We start from the raw sequence: 17,701 nt of genomic DNA, 5'->3' as shown, positions 1-17,701 counted from the left end.
AGCAAAAGATAATGGCTCAAGAAAATACCCAAGGGAACGTTGGCGTTCAGGGCAAGATTGTTCAGTGTATTGGCGCCGTGGTGGACGTGGAGTTTCCACGTGACCGCATGCCTCGCGTGTACGACGCGCTCAAGATGGAAGGCTCTGCGCTGACCCTCGAAGTGCAACAACAGTTGGGCGATGGCGTGGTGCGTACCATTGCGCTGGGCTCCTCCGACGGTCTGCGTCGTGGCCTGATGGTGACCAACACCGGTCTGCCTATCACCGTGCCAGTTGGCAAGGCGACGCTGGGCCGCATCATGGACGTGCTGGGTGCGCCTATCGACGAGCGCGGCCCGGTTGCCCAAGACCTGACGGCTTCCATCCACCGTAAAGCGCCTGCTTACGACGAACTCAACCCATCTCAAGACCTGCTGGAAACCGGCATCAAGGTGATTGACTTGGTTTGCCCGTTTGCCAAGGGCGGTAAGGTTGGCCTGTTCGGCGGCGCCGGCGTGGGCAAGACCGTGAACATGATGGAACTCATCAACAACATTGCCAAGGCGCACAGCGGCTTGTCCGTGTTTGCTGGTGTGGGTGAGCGTACCCGTGAAGGGAACGACTTCTATCACGAAATGGCCGACTCCGGCGTGGTGAACCTCGAGAAGCTCGAAGACTCGAAGGTGGCCATGGTCTACGGTCAGATGAACGAGCCTCCAGGCAACCGTTTGCGCGTGGCGCTGACCGGCCTGACCATTGCCGAGTCGTTCCGCGACGAAGGCAAGGACGTGCTGTTCTTCGTGGACAACATCTACCGCTACACGCTGGCCGGTACCGAAGTGTCCGCTCTGCTGGGCCGTATGCCTTCCGCCGTGGGCTACCAGCCTACACTGGCCGAAGAAATGGGCCGTCTGCAAGAGCGTATTACGTCGACCAAGGTTGGTTCCATCACCTCCATCCAGGCCGTTTACGTGCCAGCGGATGACTTGACCGATCCATCGCCTGCGACCACCTTCGCTCACTTGGACTCCACCGTGGTGTTGAGCCGTGACATCGCTTCGCTGGGTATCTACCCTGCGATCGATCCACTCGACTCCACCAGCCGCCAGCTGGATCCGCTGGTCGTGGGCCAAGACCACTACGAAACCGCGCGCGCCGTGCAAGGCACGCTGCAACGCTACCGTGAACTGCGTGACATCATCGCGATCATGGGCATGGACGACCTGGCACCTGAAGACAAGCTGGCCGTGGCCCGCGCGCGGAAGATCCAGCGTTTCCTGAGCCAGCCTTTCCACGTGGCTGAAGTGTTTACCGGCAGCCCTGGCAAGTACGTGCCTCTGGCCGAAACCATCCGTGGTTTCAAGATGATTGTGTCCGGCGAATGCGACCACCTGCCAGAACAAGCGTTCTACATGGTTGGCGGCATTGACGAAGCCTTCGAGAAGGCCAAGAAGGTCTAAACCCCATGGACACCACACACACCATGCACGTTGATGTGGTCAGTGCCGAGGCGTCCATCTTCTCGGGCGAAGCCAAGTTTGTGGCTTTGCCTGGTGAAGCTGGTGAACTGGGCATTTACCCACGTCACACGCCGCTGATCACGCGCATCAAACCCGGTTCGGTGCGCATCGAGCTGGCCGACGGCAAGGAAGAGTTCGTCTTTGTGGCGGGTGGCATTCTGGAAGTTCAGCCCACGGGCGTCACCGTTCTGTCCGATACCGCGATCCGCGGCAAGGACCTGGACGATGAAAAGGCCAACGCTGCCAAACTCGCTGCTGAGGAAGCCGTGAAGAACGCCAAGAGCGATCTGGACCTGTCCAAGGCGCAGTCGGAATTGGCCGTGATGGCTGCCCAACTGGCCGCACTGCGCAAGTTCCGCCAACAGAAGTAAGCCTCGAACTGATTGTTCATGCTGCCAAAAATAGCCACCCTGGGGTGGCTATTTTTTTGCCCGGCGCGCGGCGCCAGCTGCGCGGCTTCACGCCCTCGTTAGCTTTGTCACCAAGGGCTGCGCGGGACGCCGGACGCAGGTTGCAAATGCGGCGTCGACTGCGCGTCATGGTTTGCGTTGTAAAAACAGCTCGGCGCAGATGCTGCGCAACCAGCGGTTGGCCGCATCGTGGTGGTAGCGGGCATGCCAGTACTGCTTCACGGAGAACGAAGGAATGTTCAGCGGGCATGGCAGGATGCGCAGGCCCGCCGCCTCTGCCAGGCTGCTGCCGATATGCCGTGGCAATGTGGCCACCAGGTCACTGCTAGACAGAATCGCCGGCAGGCCCAGAAAACCGGGCAGTTCGAGCAAGACGCGGCGTGCGGCATCCAGGTGTTTTAGGGTCGCGTCCAGCAATTGGTAGCCGGTGCCAGAGACGATGGCCACGTGGGCTTCGGCCAGGTAGTGGTCCAAGCTGAAGTTGTCGGGCGCGGCCTTGCCGCCGAGCCGCGGGTGGCGCGGGTTGCACAGGCAGATCCAGTCCTGGTCGAACAGCGTCTGCTGGTAGAAGCCCGCCTCGGCGCCGGTTTCCAGGCCACGCACCAAACCCAGGGCCAAATCGGCTTCGCCGGTTTGCAAGGCTGGCACCAGCCTGGCGTCCATGGTGGCGGCTTCGAGTCGAATCGATGGCGCCAGTGCGCGTACGTGGGCGTAAAGCCGGGGTAGCAGGGTGACATGGCTGGCGTCTGTCATGAAGATGCGGAACTCGCGTTTCGACGCTGCGGGCTCAAACACCGCCTGTGATTCAGACAGCCGCTTCATGCCCTCCAGAACCTCGCGCACCGTGCCGATCAACGCGTCGGTGCGTGGCGTGGGTTGCATGCCCTCGGGGGTACGCACAAACAAGGGGTCGCTGAGTGTCAGCCGCAGGCGCCCCAGCCAGATGCTGACGGTAGGTTGGCTTTGCCCCAGCAGTTCGGCGGCACGTGTGACGCTGCGGGTGGTGTAGAGCAGATCCAGCAGGCGCAGCAGCTTGGGGTCGAGCAGGGGGGTATCGAGGTCGGTCATGTGCGCAGCCACATAAGAAAATTAAATAAAGTGTATTGCGCGCATTGCCTTTTCGAAATGAGGACGACTCACTAGGATGCGCCGCTATGTCCACCCATCAGGAAACCACATGAGCAAAACCATTCGCTGGGGCGTGTTAGGTGCCGCAGCCATCGCCACGCAGCGCACCATGCCGGCGCTGAACCTGGCGCCCAGCGCCACGCTGCTGGCCTTGGCTTCGCGTGACGCAGCCAAGGGCCAAGCGGCTGCACAGGCGGCCGCTGTGCCACGTGTCTACAACAGTTATGCGGCGCTGCTGGCCGATGCCGACATCGACGCGGTTTATATCCCGCTGCCGAACCAGCTGCACTTTGAGTGGGCGGTGCGCGCCATGGAGGCCGGCAAACACGTGTTGTGTGAAAAGCCGCTATGCCTCACGGCCGCCCAGGTGGCCGAGCTGTGTCTGGTGCGCGAGCGCACCGGCCGCCACATCGAAGAAGGTTTTGCATTTCGCAACCACCCGCAGTGGGCGGAGTTTGATGCCTTGATGGCGGCCAACAGCATAGGCCCGGTGCGCGCAGCACATGTCACGCTGGCCAAGCAGTTTCTCGACCCGGCAGACGTGCGCAACAACCCCGCAGCCGGCGGCGGTGCGCTGTACGACCTGGGTTCGTATGCCATCAGTGCCTGCAATCTGGTCTTTAAACGCAGGCCGCAGCGGGTGGTGGCGGCGCTTGAATTCGACCCGGTGTTTGGCATTGACCGCCTCTCCAGCGCGCTGCTCGATTATGGCGAAGCCCATGCCGCCTTCACCGTGGCCACGCAGGGCGGCCCTTCGGGCTGGGGCACACACCAGCATTTGTCGGTGCTGGGTGGCAACGGTTGGCTGCGCTTTGACTTTCCCTGCGCCCATGCGCGCCCCACCGAATGCCATATCCATGTGGGCGACGCCAGCAGCGTGGGCGCCTTTGCCACCACCCAGCACAGCTTTGAACCCGTGAACCAATACGTGCTGCAGGTCGAACGTTTCTCGCGCCTGCTGCTGGGCGAGGCCGTGCCGAGCTGGCCGATAGAAGACGCGCTGGGCACACTGCAAACCATAGAGGCGTTGTTCGCCTCGGGCCGTAGCGGCAGCTGGGTGGCGTTGCCCTGAGTCCAACAGCCTGTCTGCGATCTATTGGGGCCCCTCATGGATCGTGAACAGGCCCCTACACAAAACCGAACAAGCGTTTTGGCGTGTCCCAAAGGATCGCCTGGCGCGCGCCGGTGTCGGGCACCAGTTGGCCAAACAGATCCAGCAGGGGGCCGTAGTCTATACGTGCGGGCGCGCGCAGAAACGGCCAGTCCGAGCCCCACATCAGCTGCTGCGGGCCAAAGGCGGCTATCAGCGCCTGGACGTAGGGCCAGGCATCACGGTGAGGAAAGGCCTGGGCAGAAGACTTCACCAGGCTGGAAAGTTTGACCGAGACCCGCCCGGTTTGCGCCAGGTCCAACAGGGCCGCAAAGCCTGGCTGATCCACACCTGCGGCGGGGTTGGGACGAGCGCAATGGTCAACAACGATCTGCACGCCGCTGTCGAGCAGCATAGGTTTCACGGTCAGCAACTCGTCAAACTGCACCTGCACACAGGCCCACATGCCAAGCTCGCGCAGATGTGCCAGCAAGGGTGCTGCGTCACGGTAATAGTCGGTGCCCAGCAGCGCCACATTCAGCGTGACACCCACCACGCCGCTGGCTTGCAGCGCTTGCAGTTCCTCTCGGCCGGTGTGGTTGGGCACCACGGCCGCACCCTTGAAGCGGCCCTTGCCGCGTTGCAGCGCATCGAGCAGGCAACGGTTGTCAAAGCCATAACCCGAGTTGGGCCCAACGATCAGCGCGTGTTGAACACCGTGGGCATCCATTAGTGCGCCGAGCTGCTCGGTGGTGGCGATCTCATGCCCGGTCGGGCGGTAGAAGGTGTCGTCGGCGTAGGGAAAGCGCAACGGGTCGAACACATGCACATGGCAGTCGATCTTGGGCTGCGTTTTCGGAATCGGTGGCGCGGTAAAGAGAGCTTGCATCAAGCGTATTCCTGGGAACGAAGTTTGAAGTGGGGGCGCAATGGTGTGGGTTTTGGCGCGAGCTGTCCATGTTGCACAAGCCATAACTGGTATTGCCATCTGCAATGTAACTATTAAGACCATTGCATTTACGACATGGCCCTGGGTTTCTACGATTCGGCTCCAACCAGCAAGGAGACGAATTGAAGATTTGCATACTGGGCGCGGGAGCCTTGGGCAGTGCCATCGGTGGGGTGTTGAGCGAGGGCGGGCACGAGGTCTGGCTCGTCAACCGTGGCCAGGCGCATGTGGATGCGATACGCCAACACGGCTTGCTGCTGCGCGAAGACGGCGTGGACCGCAAGGTGCGGGTGCATGCGGCCACACACAGCCAAGGCATTGGGGTGGTCGACCTGGTGCTGGTGTTGGTGAAGTCCTTCCACACCCGCGAAGTGATGTTGTCCGCGAAGAACATCGTGGGGCCAGATACGGTGGTGCTGTCGCTGCAAAACGGCCTGGGCCACGAAGACGTGTTGGCCGAGGTGGTGGGGGCTGGGCAGGTGATTGCGGGCAAGACCTACGCCGGCGGTGTGCTGCTTGCGCCGGGCCACATTCTGGCCGGCACCAAGGGCAAGGAAACGCTGATCGGTGAGCTGGATGGCCGCGTCTCGTCACGCGTGCTGGCCATTGCCCAAGCCTTTAATGCCGCCGGACTGAGCACCCAGGTCAGCCGCAACATGCTGAGCGAGATGTGGGACAAGCTGCTGGTCAACGTGGCCACCGGCGCCCTGGGCGCCATCACACACCTGAGTTATGGCGACCTTTATGCCGTGCCCGAAATCGAGGCCTGCGCACTGGCCGCCGTGTATGAGGCCATGGCGGTGGCGCAGGCGGCCGGCATCAGGCTTGGCACCACCGAGCCACGCCAGGCCTGGGACAAGGCTGCGGCCGGTTTGCCACCCGAGTTCAAGGTGTCGATGCTGCAGAGCCTGGAGAAAGGCTCGATCACGGAAATCGATTACGTCAACGGCGCCGTCGTGCGCTGGGGGCAGAAATACGGCGTGCCCACACCCACCAACCTGGCCCTGGTGGCCTGTGTGAAAGGGGTGGAGCGTGCACTCCTGAAGCAAACACAAACGAGACAAAGCGCATGAAACAAGACAAGACACCTTACGTGCAAAAGGCCTACGTGGAGCACGTGGCGGTACGCGTGAAAGACATCCAGTGGCACATCGATTTCTTCTACGAAGTGCTGGGCATGGATGTGCGCGAGATCGATGGCCCCACCGATGCGCCGCGCCAGTACTGGACCATAGGCGGCATGCAGCTCATGAGCACGCCCGACTTCGAGGCGCCGCCCAGCAACGACGCTGGCTGGCTGGCGCACCTGGGCATCATGGTGCAAGACCTGTCGAGCGCGCTGGAGGCCGCGCGCGCCTGGGGTGTGAAGCCCCTGCCGCAGGGCAGCAACTGGCTGCAATTGCCCGACGGCCTGGCGATAGAACTCATACAGGCCAGCGGCAACAGCGTGGCCCAAGTGCTGGCCATCAACCCGCGCGCCTGAACCACATCACGACCGAACGGAGACAAACCTGTGAGCTATTCCAAACCGCACTTCACCACCCCCGAGAAATACTGGGACGACGCCCAGATCGGCGACGAGGCCGTGAGTCCGAGCTATACCGTGACGGCCGAGCGCATAGACGCCTATGCCGAACTCACCGGTGATTTCACGCCCGTGCACGTGGACGAGGCGTATGCCAAGGCCTCGCACTTCGGCTGCCGCGTGGCGCATGGTTTGATGGGCCTGTCGGTGGCCGACGGGCTGAAGACCCAAACCGAATACCGCTTCCTGCCCGGCATGTCGCTGGGCTGGACCTGGGACTTCCTGTTGCCCATCAAGATCGGTGACGTGTTGCACGTGAAGTTTCGCGTGGGCAGCATGCGTGCGAGCCAAAGCAAGCCCGGCTGGGGCATTGTGGTGCTGCCGTCGGAGCTGTTCAATCAGCACGGTGAAGTGGTGCAAAAGGGTGAACATCGACTGATGATTCCGCGCCGTCCCGGCCACTTTTGAGCCCGCGTCGCGGTGCCGACCTGGGGCGCCTAGCCCTAGAGATAACCCTTAAAACGTTCGTTAATCGCTCGAATTCGGCTAATTAACGAACTGGTTAGTTTTGAAAAACGTTGTTTTCGCGCTGGCGATCGCTACAGTGCCGTCTGATTTCAACAGTTTGAGCGATCAGCGATCGTAAAACCGCTCCAGAGCTTGCACACCATGGCCTTTGGCTGCGGCGCGGGTGAGGGGGCTGCTACGACGCACAAACTGCTGCAAAAAATATAGCTGCTCTCGCTGCAAACGTGAGCGCTTGAAGGGCATTTGATGCAAACCAAGAACGACAAGAATAACCAGCCGCTGCCGCTGCAGGGTATTCGCGTCATCGATTACAGCCACTTTCTCGCCGGCCCCTACATGGGGCGGTGTTTGGCTGCGCTCGGCGCCGAAGTGATCAAAGTCGAACGCCCCACGGCGGGCGACGCCGGGCGTGCCCACGCCTTCATGGTCGACGGCCAAAGCGGCTACTTCCTGCAGCAGAACATGGGCAAGAAAGGCCTGTGTATCAACCTCAAAGACCCGCGTGGTCTGGCCCTGATGCACAAGCTCACCGACAGCGCGGACGTGTTCCTGGAGAACTACCGCCCCGGTGCACTCGACAAACTGGGTCTGGGCTACAAGGCGCTGGCCGAGCGCAACCCCGGCCTGGTGTACTGCTCGGTCTCGGCCTACGGCCATACCGGGCCGGACGCGCGCCGCGCCGGTTTCGGCCTGATCGCCGAGGCCAAGAGCGGCATCATGGCCATGGTTGGCACACCCGGCGAGCCGCCGCCGCTGTTACGCATTGCATTGGGTGACATGTACACCGGCATCCACGGTGTGGCCGCCATCTGCGCCGCATTGTTCGGCCGCGTGCGCAGCGGGCAAGGCCAGCACATCGACATGGCGCTATACGACTGCCTGGTGTCCATGCACGAATATGCGGTACAGAGCTACACCCTCTCGGGCGGAGCCGAGCTGCCGGTGCAGACCGGCCATGATCTGCCGCAGTCCACGCTGTACGGCGTGTTTACCGCCACCGATGGTTATGTGGTGATCGCAGCGCAAGTGGACGACGCCTGGAAACGCCTGGCGCTGCGCATAGGCACCGACCTCGGCCAACCCGGACTGGAAGACGATAGCCGCTTCCACAGCCTGGCCGGGCGCAATACCCACCGCCTGGAGTTGCTCCAGCCGGTGCGGGCCTGGGTGGCCAGCCGCAGTGTTGCGGATTGCCTGGCAGCGCTGGATGCGATCGACGTGCCCGCTGCCAAGGTGCAGAACATAGACGAGGTGCTGGCCGACCCGCAGATCCAGGCGCGCGGCATGCTGATCGAGCAAGACCACCCGGTGCTGGGCAAGGTGCGTCTGCCCAATCTGCCGTTCCATTTCTCGGCCTACAACACCACGGTGCTGCAAGCCGCACCGCTGATGGGCCAACACAACCGCAGCATTGCCCAAAGCCTGGGCTACGGCGCCGACGACATCGCCCAACTGGAGCGTGACGGGGTGTTGTACGCCGAAGCCGCCGTGGCGACCGCCGAGGCTTGAGGAGACACCAACATGACCGACCGTTATGCCGTCATCGGCAACCCCATTCAGCAGAGTAAGTCGCCGTTGATCCACGGCATGTTCGCCGAGGCCACAGGGCAAGACATCGCATACAGCAAGATCGAAGGACCGCTAGGTGGTTTTGCCGGCGCGGTGGACGTGTTCCGTGCCGCCGGTGGCCGCGGCATGAACATTACCGCACCCTTCAAGCTCGACGCCTTTGCCTATGCCACCGAACGCTCCGAGCGTGCACAACTGGCCGGTGCGGTCAACGCCATGAAGTTCGAGGGCGCGCGCATCATGGCGGAGAACTTTGATGGCGTGGGCCTGGTGCGCGACGTGGTGCACAACCTGGGCTGCGCACTCGCCGGCAAACGGGTATTGATTCTGGGCGCGGGCGGCGCCACACGGGGTGCGCTGTTGCCCTTCCTGGCTGAGAAGCCTGCGCTGCTGTGCATCGCCAACCGCACGCTGGACAAGGCCCATGCCCTGGCCGCGGCGGTGGCGCCACACGGCGCGGTGCAGGCGGGCGGTTATGCCGAGCTCGAAGGGCAGTCGTTTGACGTGGTTTTCAATGCCACCTCTGCCAGCCTGTATGCCGAGTTGCCGCCGGTGCCTGCCAGCGCCTTCAGCCAAGCGGTATTGGCCTATGAGCTGGCTTACGGCAAGGGCTTGACACCATTTCTGCGCCTGGCGCAAAACGCCGGTGTGCAGCAACTCGCGGATGGTGTGGGCATGCTGGCCGAGCAGGCTGCCGAAGCTTTTGAGTGGTGGCGCGGGGTGCGCCCGGACACCCGTGGGGTGATTGAGAAGCTGACGGTGCCCTTGGTCTAGCTCGCATCTTTCCACCCGCTTTTTTTCATTCGGTCATTTGGTATTGAGTGCACGTCAGCCCAGCCGACCACCAGACGCAAACAACAACATAAGGAGGTCCTTAAAAATGCAAAAAGTACTCGATGGATATTGCCGCTTGCTCGGCATCATCATGGTGGCCTTCCTGGCCATCATGGTGGTGCTGGTGTTCGGCAACGTGGTGCTACGTTACGGCTTCAACTCGGGCATTACCGTGTCCGAAGAGCTGTCGCGCTGGCTTTTCGTCTGGATCACTTTTCTGGGGGCGGTTGTGGCGCTGAACGAGGGCTCGCATCTGGGCACCGACATGCTGGTGTCGCGCCTGCCTGTTTTTGGCAAGAAGGTGTGCCTGGGGCTGACCCATCTGCTGATGCTGTTCATCTGCTGGCTGTTGTTCAAGGGCTCGCTTGATCAAGTCAAGGTCAACATCGACAGCACCAGTGCCGTCATGGAAGTCTCTATGGCGGTGTTCTACAGCGCCGGCATGGTGTGTGCGATCTCGGCTGCGGTGATTTTGCTGAACCAGTTGTGGCGTCTCGTCACCGGCCAACTCACGGAGGAGCAGTTGATCGCCATCCGCGAGTCGGAAGAAGAACCGATCGACGTTCCCCAACCTTTGCGCTGAGACTCTCATGACCATCTTTGTATTCCTGGGCTCCTTGCTGGCCGCCATGGCGTTGGGCGTGCCCATCGCGTTCTCCCTGCTGCTGTGTGGTGCCGCGCTGATGTGGCACATGAACATGTTCGATGGCCAGATCCTGGCGCAGAACATCCTGGAAGGCGCCAACAGCTTTCCGCTGCTGGCCGTGCCGTTTTTCATGCTGGCCGGCGAGGTGATGAACACCGGCGGCCTGTCGCGCCGGATTGTCGACTTCGCGCTGGCGCTGGTTGGCCATATCCGTGGCGGCCTGGGTTATGTGACCATCGTGGCGGCGTGTATTTTGTCGGCACTGTCGGGCTCGGCCGTGGCCGATGCGGCGGCGTTGACTGCGCTGCTGCTGCCCATGATGGTCAAGGCCGGTCACGACAAGGCGCGCAGCGGTGGCCTGATCGCAGCGTGCGGCGTCATCGGTCCCATCATTCCGCCGTCGATTGGCTTTGTGATTTTTGGTGTGTCGGCCAACGTGTCGATCACCAAGCTGTTCCTGGCCGGCATCTTCCCCGGCATCTTGCTCGCCGGTGGCCTGTGGGCCACCTGGTGGTGGACCACACGCCGCGAAAAGCTGGAGCCGCCACCACGCAAAACAAAGGCTGAAGTGTGGCAGGCGTTCCGCAAAGCCGGCTGGGCGCTGGCGCTGCCACTGATCATCCTGGTCGGCCTGCGCATGGGTGTGTTCACACCAACCGAAGCCGCTGTGGTGGCCGCCGTGTTTGCGCTGTTTGTGGCCTCGGTGATCTACCGCGAGCTGAGCTGGAAGCAGCTCTACGAAGTGTTCCACGCCGCCGCCAAAACCACCGCCGTGGTGATGTTCCTGGTGGCCGCCGCCATGGTCTCGGCCTGGCTCATCACCGTGGCGCAACTGCCCGACCAGGTGGTGCAACTGCTGAAGCCGCTGCTCGACAGCCCGGTGCTGCTGATGGCCGCCATCATGGTGCTGGTGATGGTGGTGGGCACGGCCATGGACATGACGCCGACCATCCTGATCCTGACGCCGGTGCTGATGCCACTGGTCAAGGCCGCAGGCATTGACCCGGTCTACTTCGGCGTGCTGTTCATCATCAACAACTCGATTGGCCTGGTGACCCCGCCCGTGGGCACGGTGCTTAACGTGGTGGCGGGTGTGGGCCGCATGAAGATGGACGACGTCACGCGCGGCGTGATGCCTTTCATGATCGTGCAGTTCGTCGTGATGTTCCTGATGGTGCTGTTCCCGTCCCTGGTGATGGTGCCGGCGAAGTTGCTCTACGGTTAAAGCTAAAACAAAAAACCAATGCGAGGGTGACTGGTGCGCCACGCCTCGTATTCAGAAAAGCGTGCCTTTCAATTCTTTTTTATTCTGAGGAGACATTCATGAAACGTCTGATGATCAAGTCCATCGTTGCCGCCATCGCGCTGACGTCCTTTGGTTTTGCCACCGCGCAAGACATCAAGGACCGCACCATCAAGATGAATTTGAACGGCCCCGAGAACCATCCCGCAGGTCCCGGCATGCGCAAGTTCGCCGAAGTGGTGGCCGCCAAGTCGGGTGGCAAGATGAAGGTCAACCTGTTCTACAACAGCACGCTGGGCAGCGACCAGGCCGTGGTCTCGTCCATGAAGGGCGGCACGGTGGAAGCCGCTGTGATGAACACCGGCATCCTGGCCACCGAAGCCAAGGAACTGGCGATCTTCGACTTCCCATTCCTGTTCGGCAACGAGAAAGAAGCCGATGCGCTGGTGGATGGCCCCGTTGGCAAAAAAATGCACGCCAAGCTGGAAGAAAAAGGCCTGGTCGGCATCACCTACTTTGAACTCGGCTTCCGTCAAATCACCAACAGCAAGCGCCCGCTGCTGAAGGTGGAAGACATCGACGGCCTGAAGCTGCGCGTCATCCCCAACCCGATCAACGTCGCCTGGGTGAAGGCCTTGGGCGCCAACCCCACACCCATGCCTTTCCCCGAGGTGTACGGTGGCCTGGAGCAAAAGGCCATTGACGGTCAGGAAAACCCGGTCTCGGTGATCGCGGCGAACAAGTTCTGGGAAGTGCAGAAGAACATCGCGCTGACCAACCACCAGTACAACCCGCAGTCGGTGATCTTCAGCAAGAAGGTCTGGGACAGCTACAGCGCCGCCGAGAAGAAGATCATTGAGGAAGCTGCCGCCGAAGCCACCGTGGTGCAGCGCAAGGAAGCGCGTGCCTCGGTTGCCGCCAACCTCGAACTGCTGAAGAAAAACGGCATGGCGGTGAGCGAGTTCTCGCCGGCTGAAGTGGCCAAGCTGCGCGACAAGATGAAGCCAGTGATCGCCCAGTTCAGCGCCAGCGTGGGCCAACCCACGGTGGACGAAGTGATGGCCGAACTGGCCAAGGCGCGCAAGTAAGCAGACTGCTGTAGGCACACACCGCGACACGGACACGCAGCGCTGGCCGCGTCCCGGTGAGTGCATCGCCCCAGGCTTCAAAATCAAACACATGACCAAGCTCCGTATCGCTGTTGCAGGCGCTGGCTACATCGGCCAGGCGCACATGCAGGCCGCCCGCGCCAGCGCGAGCTGCAGCTTGTGCGCCGTCATCGATCCCTCGCCCGCTGCCGTGCCGCTGGCGGCGGCTGCGGGTGTGCCGCTGTACCCCTCGCTCGAGGCCTTGCTGGCCGCGGATAGGCCTGACGGCGTGATCCTGGCAACACCAAACCAGTTGCATGTGCCCCACGCCATGGCCTGTATCGCGGCCGGTTTGCCGATGTTGCTGGAGAAGCCCATCGCGCCCACCGTGGCCGAAGCCCAGGCTTTGGCCGATGCGGTGGAGCGCAGCGGCGCCAGGATGTTGATCGGCCACCACCGCGCGCACAGCCCCATCATGGCCAAGGCACGCGAAGTGGTGGCGTCGGGCCAGCTCGGCCGGGTGGTGGCGGTGGTGGGCAGCGCCACGTTTTTCAAGCCGAGTGAGTATTTTGACGATGCGCCCTGGCGGCGTGAAATCGGCGGCGGCCCCATCCTCATCAACATGATCCACGAGGTGCACAACCTGCGCATGTTGTGCGGCGACATCGTGGCCGTGCAAGCCTTTGCCTCGAACGCGGTGCGTGGCCATGTGGTCGAAGACACGGTGGCCATCAACCTGCGATTTGCCAGCGGCGCGTTGGGCACCTTCATGTTGTCCGACACCGCCGCCAGCCCACGCAGCTGGGAACAGACTTCACAAGAGAACAAGGCTTACGCCACGGCAGACGACGAAGACTGCTACGTCATCTCGGGCACCAACGGCAGCTTGTCGGTGCCCACCATGCGGCTCAAGACCTACCCGCGCCCGCAAGACCGCTCGTGGTGGAAACCCTTTGAATCGGGTGTGGTCGGTTTGGTGCGCGACGACCCCATCCAGCACCAGATGACACATTTCGGCGCGGTGATTCGCGGCGAAGTGGCGCCCCTGGTCAGCGCCCGCGACGGCCTGCAAAATCTGCGCGTGACCGAGGCCATTGCCAACGCCGCCAAGAGCGGCCGGATCGTTGAGATCTAGGCCGCACCCAATCGTTTCTACACCCTCCTTTCAAAGAGAACTGCATATGAAAATCCTCGTCCTGCACGGCATCAACCTGAACATGTTCGGCAAACGTGACCCCAAGCAATACGGTACCGCCACACTGGCGCAAATCAACAGCAGCGTGATCGCCCTGGGTGAAGAGCTGGGCGCGGAAGTCGAGGCTTTCCAGACCAACCACGAAGGTGAGATGGTGGAGCGCATCCACAAGGCGCACATCGAAGGCATAGACGCCATCATCATCAACGCCGGCGCGTGGACACACTACAGCTATGGCATACGCGATGCATTGGCGATTCTGAGCGCGCCCATCATAGAAGTGCATATGTCCAACATCCATGCGCGTGAACAGTTCCGCCACCTGTCGGTGCTGGCCGAAATCGCCAAGGGCCAGATCGCTGGTTTTGGTGTGGACAGCTACCTGCTGGGCCTGCGCGCCGCCGTATCGGCTGTTCATGCCGCCAAGGCCTGATTCACCACCTGACCGGAGTTTTTGGATGCGCCGTTGTATCGCCACTGTTTCGTTGTCTGGCATGTTGCGCGAAAAGCTGCAGGCCGCGGCAGCGGCGCGCTTTGATGGCGTGGAGATCTTTGAGAACGACTTGCTGCAGTTCCCCGGTTCGCCGCGCGAGGTGCGCCGTATCGCCGAAGACCTGGGCCTGACGATAGACCTGTTCCAGCCGTTCCGTGATTTTGATGGTGTGAGCCCGGAGCAACTGGCGCGCAACCTGGAGCGTGCCGAGCGCAAGTTCGACGTGATGCAGGAGTTGGGCGCGCCGCTGATTCTGGTGTGTACCAACGCCCAGCCCTCGGCCTCGGGCGACATCGAGCTGCTGGCCGACCAGATGCACCAGCTGGCCGAACGCGCGGCGGCACGCGGCCTGCGTGTGGGCTACGAAGCCTTGGCTTGGGCGCCGAAAATCAGCCGCTACCGCCAGGCCTGGCAAGTCGTGGAAAAAGTCAACCATCCACACCTGGGCCTGGTGCTCGACAGCTTTCACACGCTGGCGTTGCGTGACGACCCTTTGCCGATTGCCGACCTGCCGGGCGAGAAGATCTTCTTCCTGCAACTGGCCGATGCGCCATGGGTTGACATCGACGTGCTGAGTCACAGCCGCCACTACCGTTGCTTCCCCGGTCAGGGCGAGTTCGAGATGGCCAAGTTCACCGCCGCCGTGCTCGATGCGGGCTACACCGGCCCGCTGTCGCTGGAGATTTTCAACGACGAGTTCCGCGCCGCACCGGCCCGTCCCACGGCCGCCGACGCCATGCGTTCGCTGTTGTGGCTGGAAGAGCAGATGCGCAGCGTGCCCTCGCTCAAGACCGGTATTCCCCATGGCGAAAGCCGCCGCGTGCCGCTGTTCGATCCGCCGGCACCGCCCAAGCTGCAAGGCTGGTCGTTTGTCGAGTTTGCGGTGGATGCGGGCAGCGCCGCACGCCTGGCCAGCTTCTTGAAGACGATTGGTTTCCAACGCATTGGCCGCCACCGCTCCAAAGCGGTAGACCTCTATGGCCAAGGCGAGGTGCGCGTGATCCTGAACCTCGAAGAAGACTCCTTTGCACGCGCCTACTTCGAGGCGCATGGTGTCTCGGCCTGCGCCACGGCCTTGGCGACGACGGATGCACTGGCCGCACTCGGCCGTGCCGAAGCTTTGGGCTGCACCCGCATGGCTGGCCGCGTGGGGCAAAACGAGCTGACTATTCCCGCCGTGCGCGCGCCTGACGGCAGCCTGCTGTATTTCTTCGATGTGCACAGTGGCGGCGAACACGGCTTCGAGGCCGACTTCATCCTCGACACCCCTGTGGACGCGGGGGCCAGCGCCGGCACCGCCTTTGGCGACAAGGCCCGCATCGACCACCTGGTGCAGGTATTGCCCACCGGCCAGGTGGAGCCGTGGACACTGTTCTACCGCGCCGTGCTGGGCCTGAAGCCGGCCTCCAGCCCGGTGGTGATGCACGACCCCTACGGCATCATCAAGAGCCGCGTGATGGAATCCAGCCAGCGCGAAGTGCGTTATGCCTTGAATGTTTCTGAGCGCGCCAGCACCTCGACGGCGCGCACCGTGTCACGCTTTGGCGGTGCCGGTGTGCAGCAAATCGCTGTGGCCGTGCCCGACCTGGTGGCCACCGCGCGCAAGCTGCAACGCCTGGGGGCCAGCCTGCTGCCGGTGCCCGGCAACTACTACGACGACCTGGCCGCCAAATACGACATAGCGCCCGCGTTGCTGGCCACGCTGCGGGAGTGCAATATCTTCTACGACCGCACGGCCGACGGCGAGCTGCTGCAGCTCTACACCACGCCATTTGAAGACCGTTTTTTCTTCGGCCTTGTCGAGCGCCGCGGCAACTACCAGGACTACGGCGTGGTCAACGCGCCATTTCATTTGGCCGCTCTGGCCCAGTGGCGGGATTTGTGAGCACCCCCAGTCTTCGCGCACTGCCCCGACATTGGTGTTTGACGCCGATGGCGCAAGTCGCTTCGCCAACCCCCTTGCAGGGGGCGCTGCCAGCGGTCTGGCAAAGCCAGTCCCGCGGCAGCTTGGCTTAAAACCGATCGCAGTATTCCATTCAGATTTAGACAGAGGACCCCACACCATGATTCGCGGCACTACCACCGTCATCGCCCACATCGGTTTTCCCACTTTCGCCTTCAAGGCGCCGATGATCTACAACCCGTACTTTGAACACGCCGGCATCGACGCCGTGGTCGTGCCCATGGGCAGCAAGCCGGAAGACTTCCCGACGTTTTTGCGTGCGGTGTTCAAGCTGTCGAACATAGGCGGCGCCTTGATCACCATGCCACACAAGGTCAGCACCGTGGCCCTGCTGGATGAGGCCTCGCCCACGGTGCAGATTGCCGGCTCGTGCAATGCCGTGCGTGTGAGCGCCGACGGCGAGCTGCAAGGCGATATGTTCGACGGTGAAGGTTTTGTGCGTGGTGTGCAGCGCAAGGGGCTCAATCTCAAGGGCAAACGCGCGCTGGTGGTGGGCAGTGGCGGTGTGGGTTCGGCGATTGCCGCATCGCTGGCGGCAGCGGGCCTGGGCGGCATTGCACTGTTCGACTCGCATGAAGCCTCGGCCACGGCGCTGGGCGGCCGGCTGAAGAAGCATTACCCGAATCTTGAAGTGCTCACCGGCTCCAACGACCCTGCTGGCTTCGACCTGGTGGTCAACGCCACACCCATGGGCATGAACGAAGGCGACCCGCTGCCGGTCGACGTGTCGCGCATCGCCTCCAGCACTTTTGTCGGCGAAGTGGTGATGAAGAGCGAAACCACCGCCTTCCTCGCCGCTGCCCAGGCGCGTGGCTGCCAAACACAGGTGGGCACCGACATGTTGTTCGAGCAGATCCCGGCCTACCTCGAATTCTTCGGCCTGCCGACGACCACGCCCGAAACACTGCGTTCCTTGGCCAAGCTGAGTTACTAAGTAACCGTTCGGCCCGGTCAGGGTTGGCGCGCCCCTCACGCGCCAAATGGGCACCGGCCTCACACTCTGCGCATGCTGCACATCCTGAACATCACCGCCCCGATCTACCTGATCATTGCCGCCGGTTTTCTGGCCGTGCGCCTGGGGCTGTTCAGCAAAGACGACACGCGGGTGCTGGGCCGCTTCGTAATCCAGTTCTGTGTGCCGGCGCTGATCTTCCATGCGCTGTCGCAGCGTTCGTTTGGCGAAATCCTCAACGCGTCTTTTCTCATTGCTTACGCCGGGGCGGCGGTCGCCTTGTCGCTCGGCATGATGTTTTACGCGCGCCGCGTGCGCGGCCACGGCATGCCCATGGCCGCGCTGCATGGGTTGGGGGTATCGGCTTCCAACAGCGCCTTCATCGGCTACCCCATACTGGCGCAAACCATTGGCCCCGCAGCGGCCGGTGTGGGCCTGGCGCTGGCCATGATTGTGGAGAACCTGATCGCGCTGCCGCTGGCATTGGTGATGGCCGACAGCGGTGCGGGCGGCGCAGCCCAGCGCTGGCATTCCACCTTGCTGCGCAACCTGCGCGGGCTGCTGAAGAACCCGATGATCGCCGCCATCT

Annotated in this window: 18 protein-coding genes; 16 read left to right on the top strand and 2 right to left on the bottom strand. The window is 62.5% G+C overall.

Translation table 11 applies throughout. The annotated features are described in order from the left end of the window. Window positions 1–11: 11 nt before the first annotated feature. Complete coding sequence (gene atpD / locus ACFQ95_RS18150; RefSeq protein ID WP_422833208.1) at window positions 12–1,439, top strand: F0F1 ATP synthase subunit beta; 1,428 nt, start codon at window positions 12–14, stop codon at window positions 1,437–1,439. A gap of 5 nt (window positions 1,440–1,444) precedes the next feature. Further along, a complete protein-coding gene (locus tag ACFQ95_RS18145; protein ID WP_422833207.1) occupies window positions 1,445–1,870 on the top strand; it encodes a F0F1 ATP synthase subunit epsilon in 426 nt (141 codons plus the stop codon). Window positions 1,871–2,035: 165 nt separating this feature from the next. Here the strand turns inward: ACFQ95_RS18145 and ACFQ95_RS18140 are convergent, their stop codons facing one another. Further along, window positions 2,036–2,977, bottom strand: coding sequence for a LysR family transcriptional regulator (locus ACFQ95_RS18140; RefSeq protein WP_422833205.1), 942 nt, complete (start codon window positions 2,975–2,977; stop codon window positions 2,036–2,038). A 109-nt stretch (window positions 2,978–3,086) separates the two neighbouring features. Here ACFQ95_RS18140 and ACFQ95_RS18135 point away from each other — a divergent pair, with 109 nt between their 5' ends. Further along, entirely contained in the window at window positions 3,087–4,109 is a 1,023-nt protein-coding gene (locus tag ACFQ95_RS18135; RefSeq protein WP_422833204.1) for a Gfo/Idh/MocA family protein, read from the top strand. Between the two features lie 55 nt (window positions 4,110–4,164). Here the strand turns inward: ACFQ95_RS18135 and ACFQ95_RS18130 are convergent, their stop codons facing one another. Then, window positions 4,165–5,016, bottom strand: a complete 852-nt coding sequence (locus ACFQ95_RS18130; RefSeq protein ID WP_422833203.1) for an amidohydrolase family protein — start codon at window positions 5,014–5,016, stop codon at window positions 4,165–4,167. 182 nt (window positions 5,017–5,198) lie between these two features. On the opposite strand from ACFQ95_RS18130, the gene ACFQ95_RS18125 reads away from it, so the two are divergent. The 13 genes from ACFQ95_RS18125 to ACFQ95_RS18065 all read left to right on the top strand — a co-directional run. Next, window positions 5,199–6,149: a ketopantoate reductase family protein gene (locus tag ACFQ95_RS18125; RefSeq protein WP_422833202.1), complete on the top strand. Its 951-nt coding sequence runs from the start codon at window positions 5,199–5,201 to the stop codon at window positions 6,147–6,149. After that, window positions 6,146–6,559 carry a VOC family protein gene (locus ACFQ95_RS18120; protein WP_422833200.1) on the top strand — a complete coding sequence of 138 codons (414 nt, stop codon included), beginning with the start codon at window positions 6,146–6,148 and terminating at the stop codon, window positions 6,557–6,559. The genes ACFQ95_RS18125 and ACFQ95_RS18120 overlap by 4 nt, the downstream gene beginning before the upstream one ends. 30 nt (window positions 6,560–6,589) lie before the next feature. Beyond that, window positions 6,590–7,069, top strand: coding sequence for a MaoC family dehydratase (locus tag ACFQ95_RS18115; protein WP_422833199.1), 480 nt, complete (start codon window positions 6,590–6,592; stop codon window positions 7,067–7,069). 306 nt (window positions 7,070–7,375) lie between these two features. Further along, window positions 7,376–8,638 (top strand): CaiB/BaiF CoA transferase family protein, encoded by a 1,263-nt coding sequence (locus ACFQ95_RS18110; RefSeq protein WP_422833197.1) that lies wholly within the window; start codon window positions 7,376–7,378, stop codon window positions 8,636–8,638. A 12-nt stretch (window positions 8,639–8,650) separates the two neighbouring features. Beyond that, entirely contained in the window at window positions 8,651–9,472 is an 822-nt protein-coding gene (aroE, locus tag ACFQ95_RS18105; protein WP_422833196.1) for a shikimate dehydrogenase, read from the top strand. A gap of 106 nt (window positions 9,473–9,578) precedes the next feature. Continuing rightward, complete coding sequence (locus ACFQ95_RS18100) at window positions 9,579–10,115, top strand: TRAP transporter small permease (protein WP_422833193.1); 537 nt, start codon at window positions 9,579–9,581, stop codon at window positions 10,113–10,115. A gap of 7 nt (window positions 10,116–10,122) precedes the next feature. Further along, entirely contained in the window at window positions 10,123–11,403 is a 1,281-nt protein-coding gene (locus ACFQ95_RS18095; protein ID WP_422833192.1) for a TRAP transporter large permease subunit, read from the top strand. A 98-nt stretch (window positions 11,404–11,501) separates the two neighbouring features. Then, on the top strand, window positions 11,502–12,509 hold the full coding sequence (locus ACFQ95_RS18090; protein ID WP_422833191.1) for a TRAP transporter substrate-binding protein: 1,008 nt from the start codon (window positions 11,502–11,504) through the stop codon (window positions 12,507–12,509). Window positions 12,510–12,600: 91 nt separating this feature from the next. Next, entirely contained in the window at window positions 12,601–13,644 is a 1,044-nt protein-coding gene (locus tag ACFQ95_RS18085) for a Gfo/Idh/MocA family protein (protein ID WP_422833190.1), read from the top strand. Window positions 13,645–13,690: 46 nt separating this feature from the next. Then, a complete protein-coding gene (gene aroQ / locus ACFQ95_RS18080) occupies window positions 13,691–14,137 on the top strand; it encodes a type II 3-dehydroquinate dehydratase (RefSeq protein ID WP_422833188.1) in 447 nt (148 codons plus the stop codon). Window positions 14,138–14,162: 25 nt separating this feature from the next. Beyond that, window positions 14,163–16,082 (top strand): bifunctional sugar phosphate isomerase/epimerase/4-hydroxyphenylpyruvate dioxygenase family protein, encoded by a 1,920-nt coding sequence (locus ACFQ95_RS18075; RefSeq protein WP_422833187.1) that lies wholly within the window; start codon window positions 14,163–14,165, stop codon window positions 16,080–16,082. A gap of 178 nt (window positions 16,083–16,260) precedes the next feature. Then, window positions 16,261–17,094, top strand: coding sequence for a shikimate dehydrogenase family protein (locus tag ACFQ95_RS18070; protein ID WP_422833185.1), 834 nt, complete (start codon window positions 16,261–16,263; stop codon window positions 17,092–17,094). 72 nt (window positions 17,095–17,166) lie between these two features. Continuing rightward, window positions 17,167–17,701, top strand: a 535-nt coding sequence (locus ACFQ95_RS18065; RefSeq protein WP_422833184.1) for an AEC family transporter, incomplete at its 3' end; no start/stop codon positions are given.

It is taken from the genome of Variovorax sp. HJSM1_2, from assembly GCF_049316285.1.
GTDB lineage: Bacteria > Pseudomonadota > Gammaproteobacteria > Burkholderiales > Burkholderiaceae_C > Rhodoferax_B.
This window is presented reverse-complemented; position numbering and strand designations above follow the sequence as displayed.

Excerpts from the sequence above, each read along its gene's own strand:
- ACFQ95_RS18085 (WP_422833190.1), top strand. The coding sequence starts at position 12,601 with ATGACCAAGCTCCGTATCGCTGTTGCAGGCGCTGGCTACATCGGCCAG.
- ACFQ95_RS18070 (WP_422833185.1), top strand. The coding sequence starts at position 16,261 with ATGATTCGCGGCACTACCACCGTCATCGCCCACATCGGTTTTCCCACT.
- ACFQ95_RS18100 (WP_422833193.1), top strand. The coding sequence starts at position 9,579 with ATGCAAAAAGTACTCGATGGATATTGCCGCTTGCTCGGCATCATCATG.
- ACFQ95_RS18095 (WP_422833192.1), top strand. The coding sequence starts at position 10,123 with ATGACCATCTTTGTATTCCTGGGCTCCTTGCTGGCCGCCATGGCGTTG.
- aroQ (WP_422833188.1), top strand. The coding sequence starts at position 13,691 with ATGAAAATCCTCGTCCTGCACGGCATCAACCTGAACATGTTCGGCAAA.
- ACFQ95_RS18090 (WP_422833191.1), top strand. The coding sequence starts at position 11,502 with ATGAAACGTCTGATGATCAAGTCCATCGTTGCCGCCATCGCGCTGACG.
- ACFQ95_RS18145 (WP_422833207.1), top strand. The coding sequence starts at position 1,445 with ATGGACACCACACACACCATGCACGTTGATGTGGTCAGTGCCGAGGCG.
- ACFQ95_RS18075 (WP_422833187.1), top strand. The coding sequence starts at position 14,163 with ATGCGCCGTTGTATCGCCACTGTTTCGTTGTCTGGCATGTTGCGCGAA.
- ACFQ95_RS18140 (WP_422833205.1), bottom strand. The coding sequence starts at position 2,977 with ATGACCGACCTCGATACCCCCCTGCTCGACCCCAAGCTGCTGCGCCTG.
- ACFQ95_RS18110 (WP_422833197.1), top strand. The coding sequence starts at position 7,376 with ATGCAAACCAAGAACGACAAGAATAACCAGCCGCTGCCGCTGCAGGGT.
- ACFQ95_RS18130 (WP_422833203.1), bottom strand. The coding sequence starts at position 5,016 with ATGCAAGCTCTCTTTACCGCGCCACCGATTCCGAAAACGCAGCCCAAG.
- ACFQ95_RS18135 (WP_422833204.1), top strand. The coding sequence starts at position 3,087 with ATGAGCAAAACCATTCGCTGGGGCGTGTTAGGTGCCGCAGCCATCGCC.
- ACFQ95_RS18120 (WP_422833200.1), top strand. The coding sequence starts at position 6,146 with ATGAAACAAGACAAGACACCTTACGTGCAAAAGGCCTACGTGGAGCAC.
- atpD (WP_422833208.1), top strand. The coding sequence starts at position 12 with ATGGCTCAAGAAAATACCCAAGGGAACGTTGGCGTTCAGGGCAAGATT.
- aroE (WP_422833196.1), top strand. The coding sequence starts at position 8,651 with ATGACCGACCGTTATGCCGTCATCGGCAACCCCATTCAGCAGAGTAAG.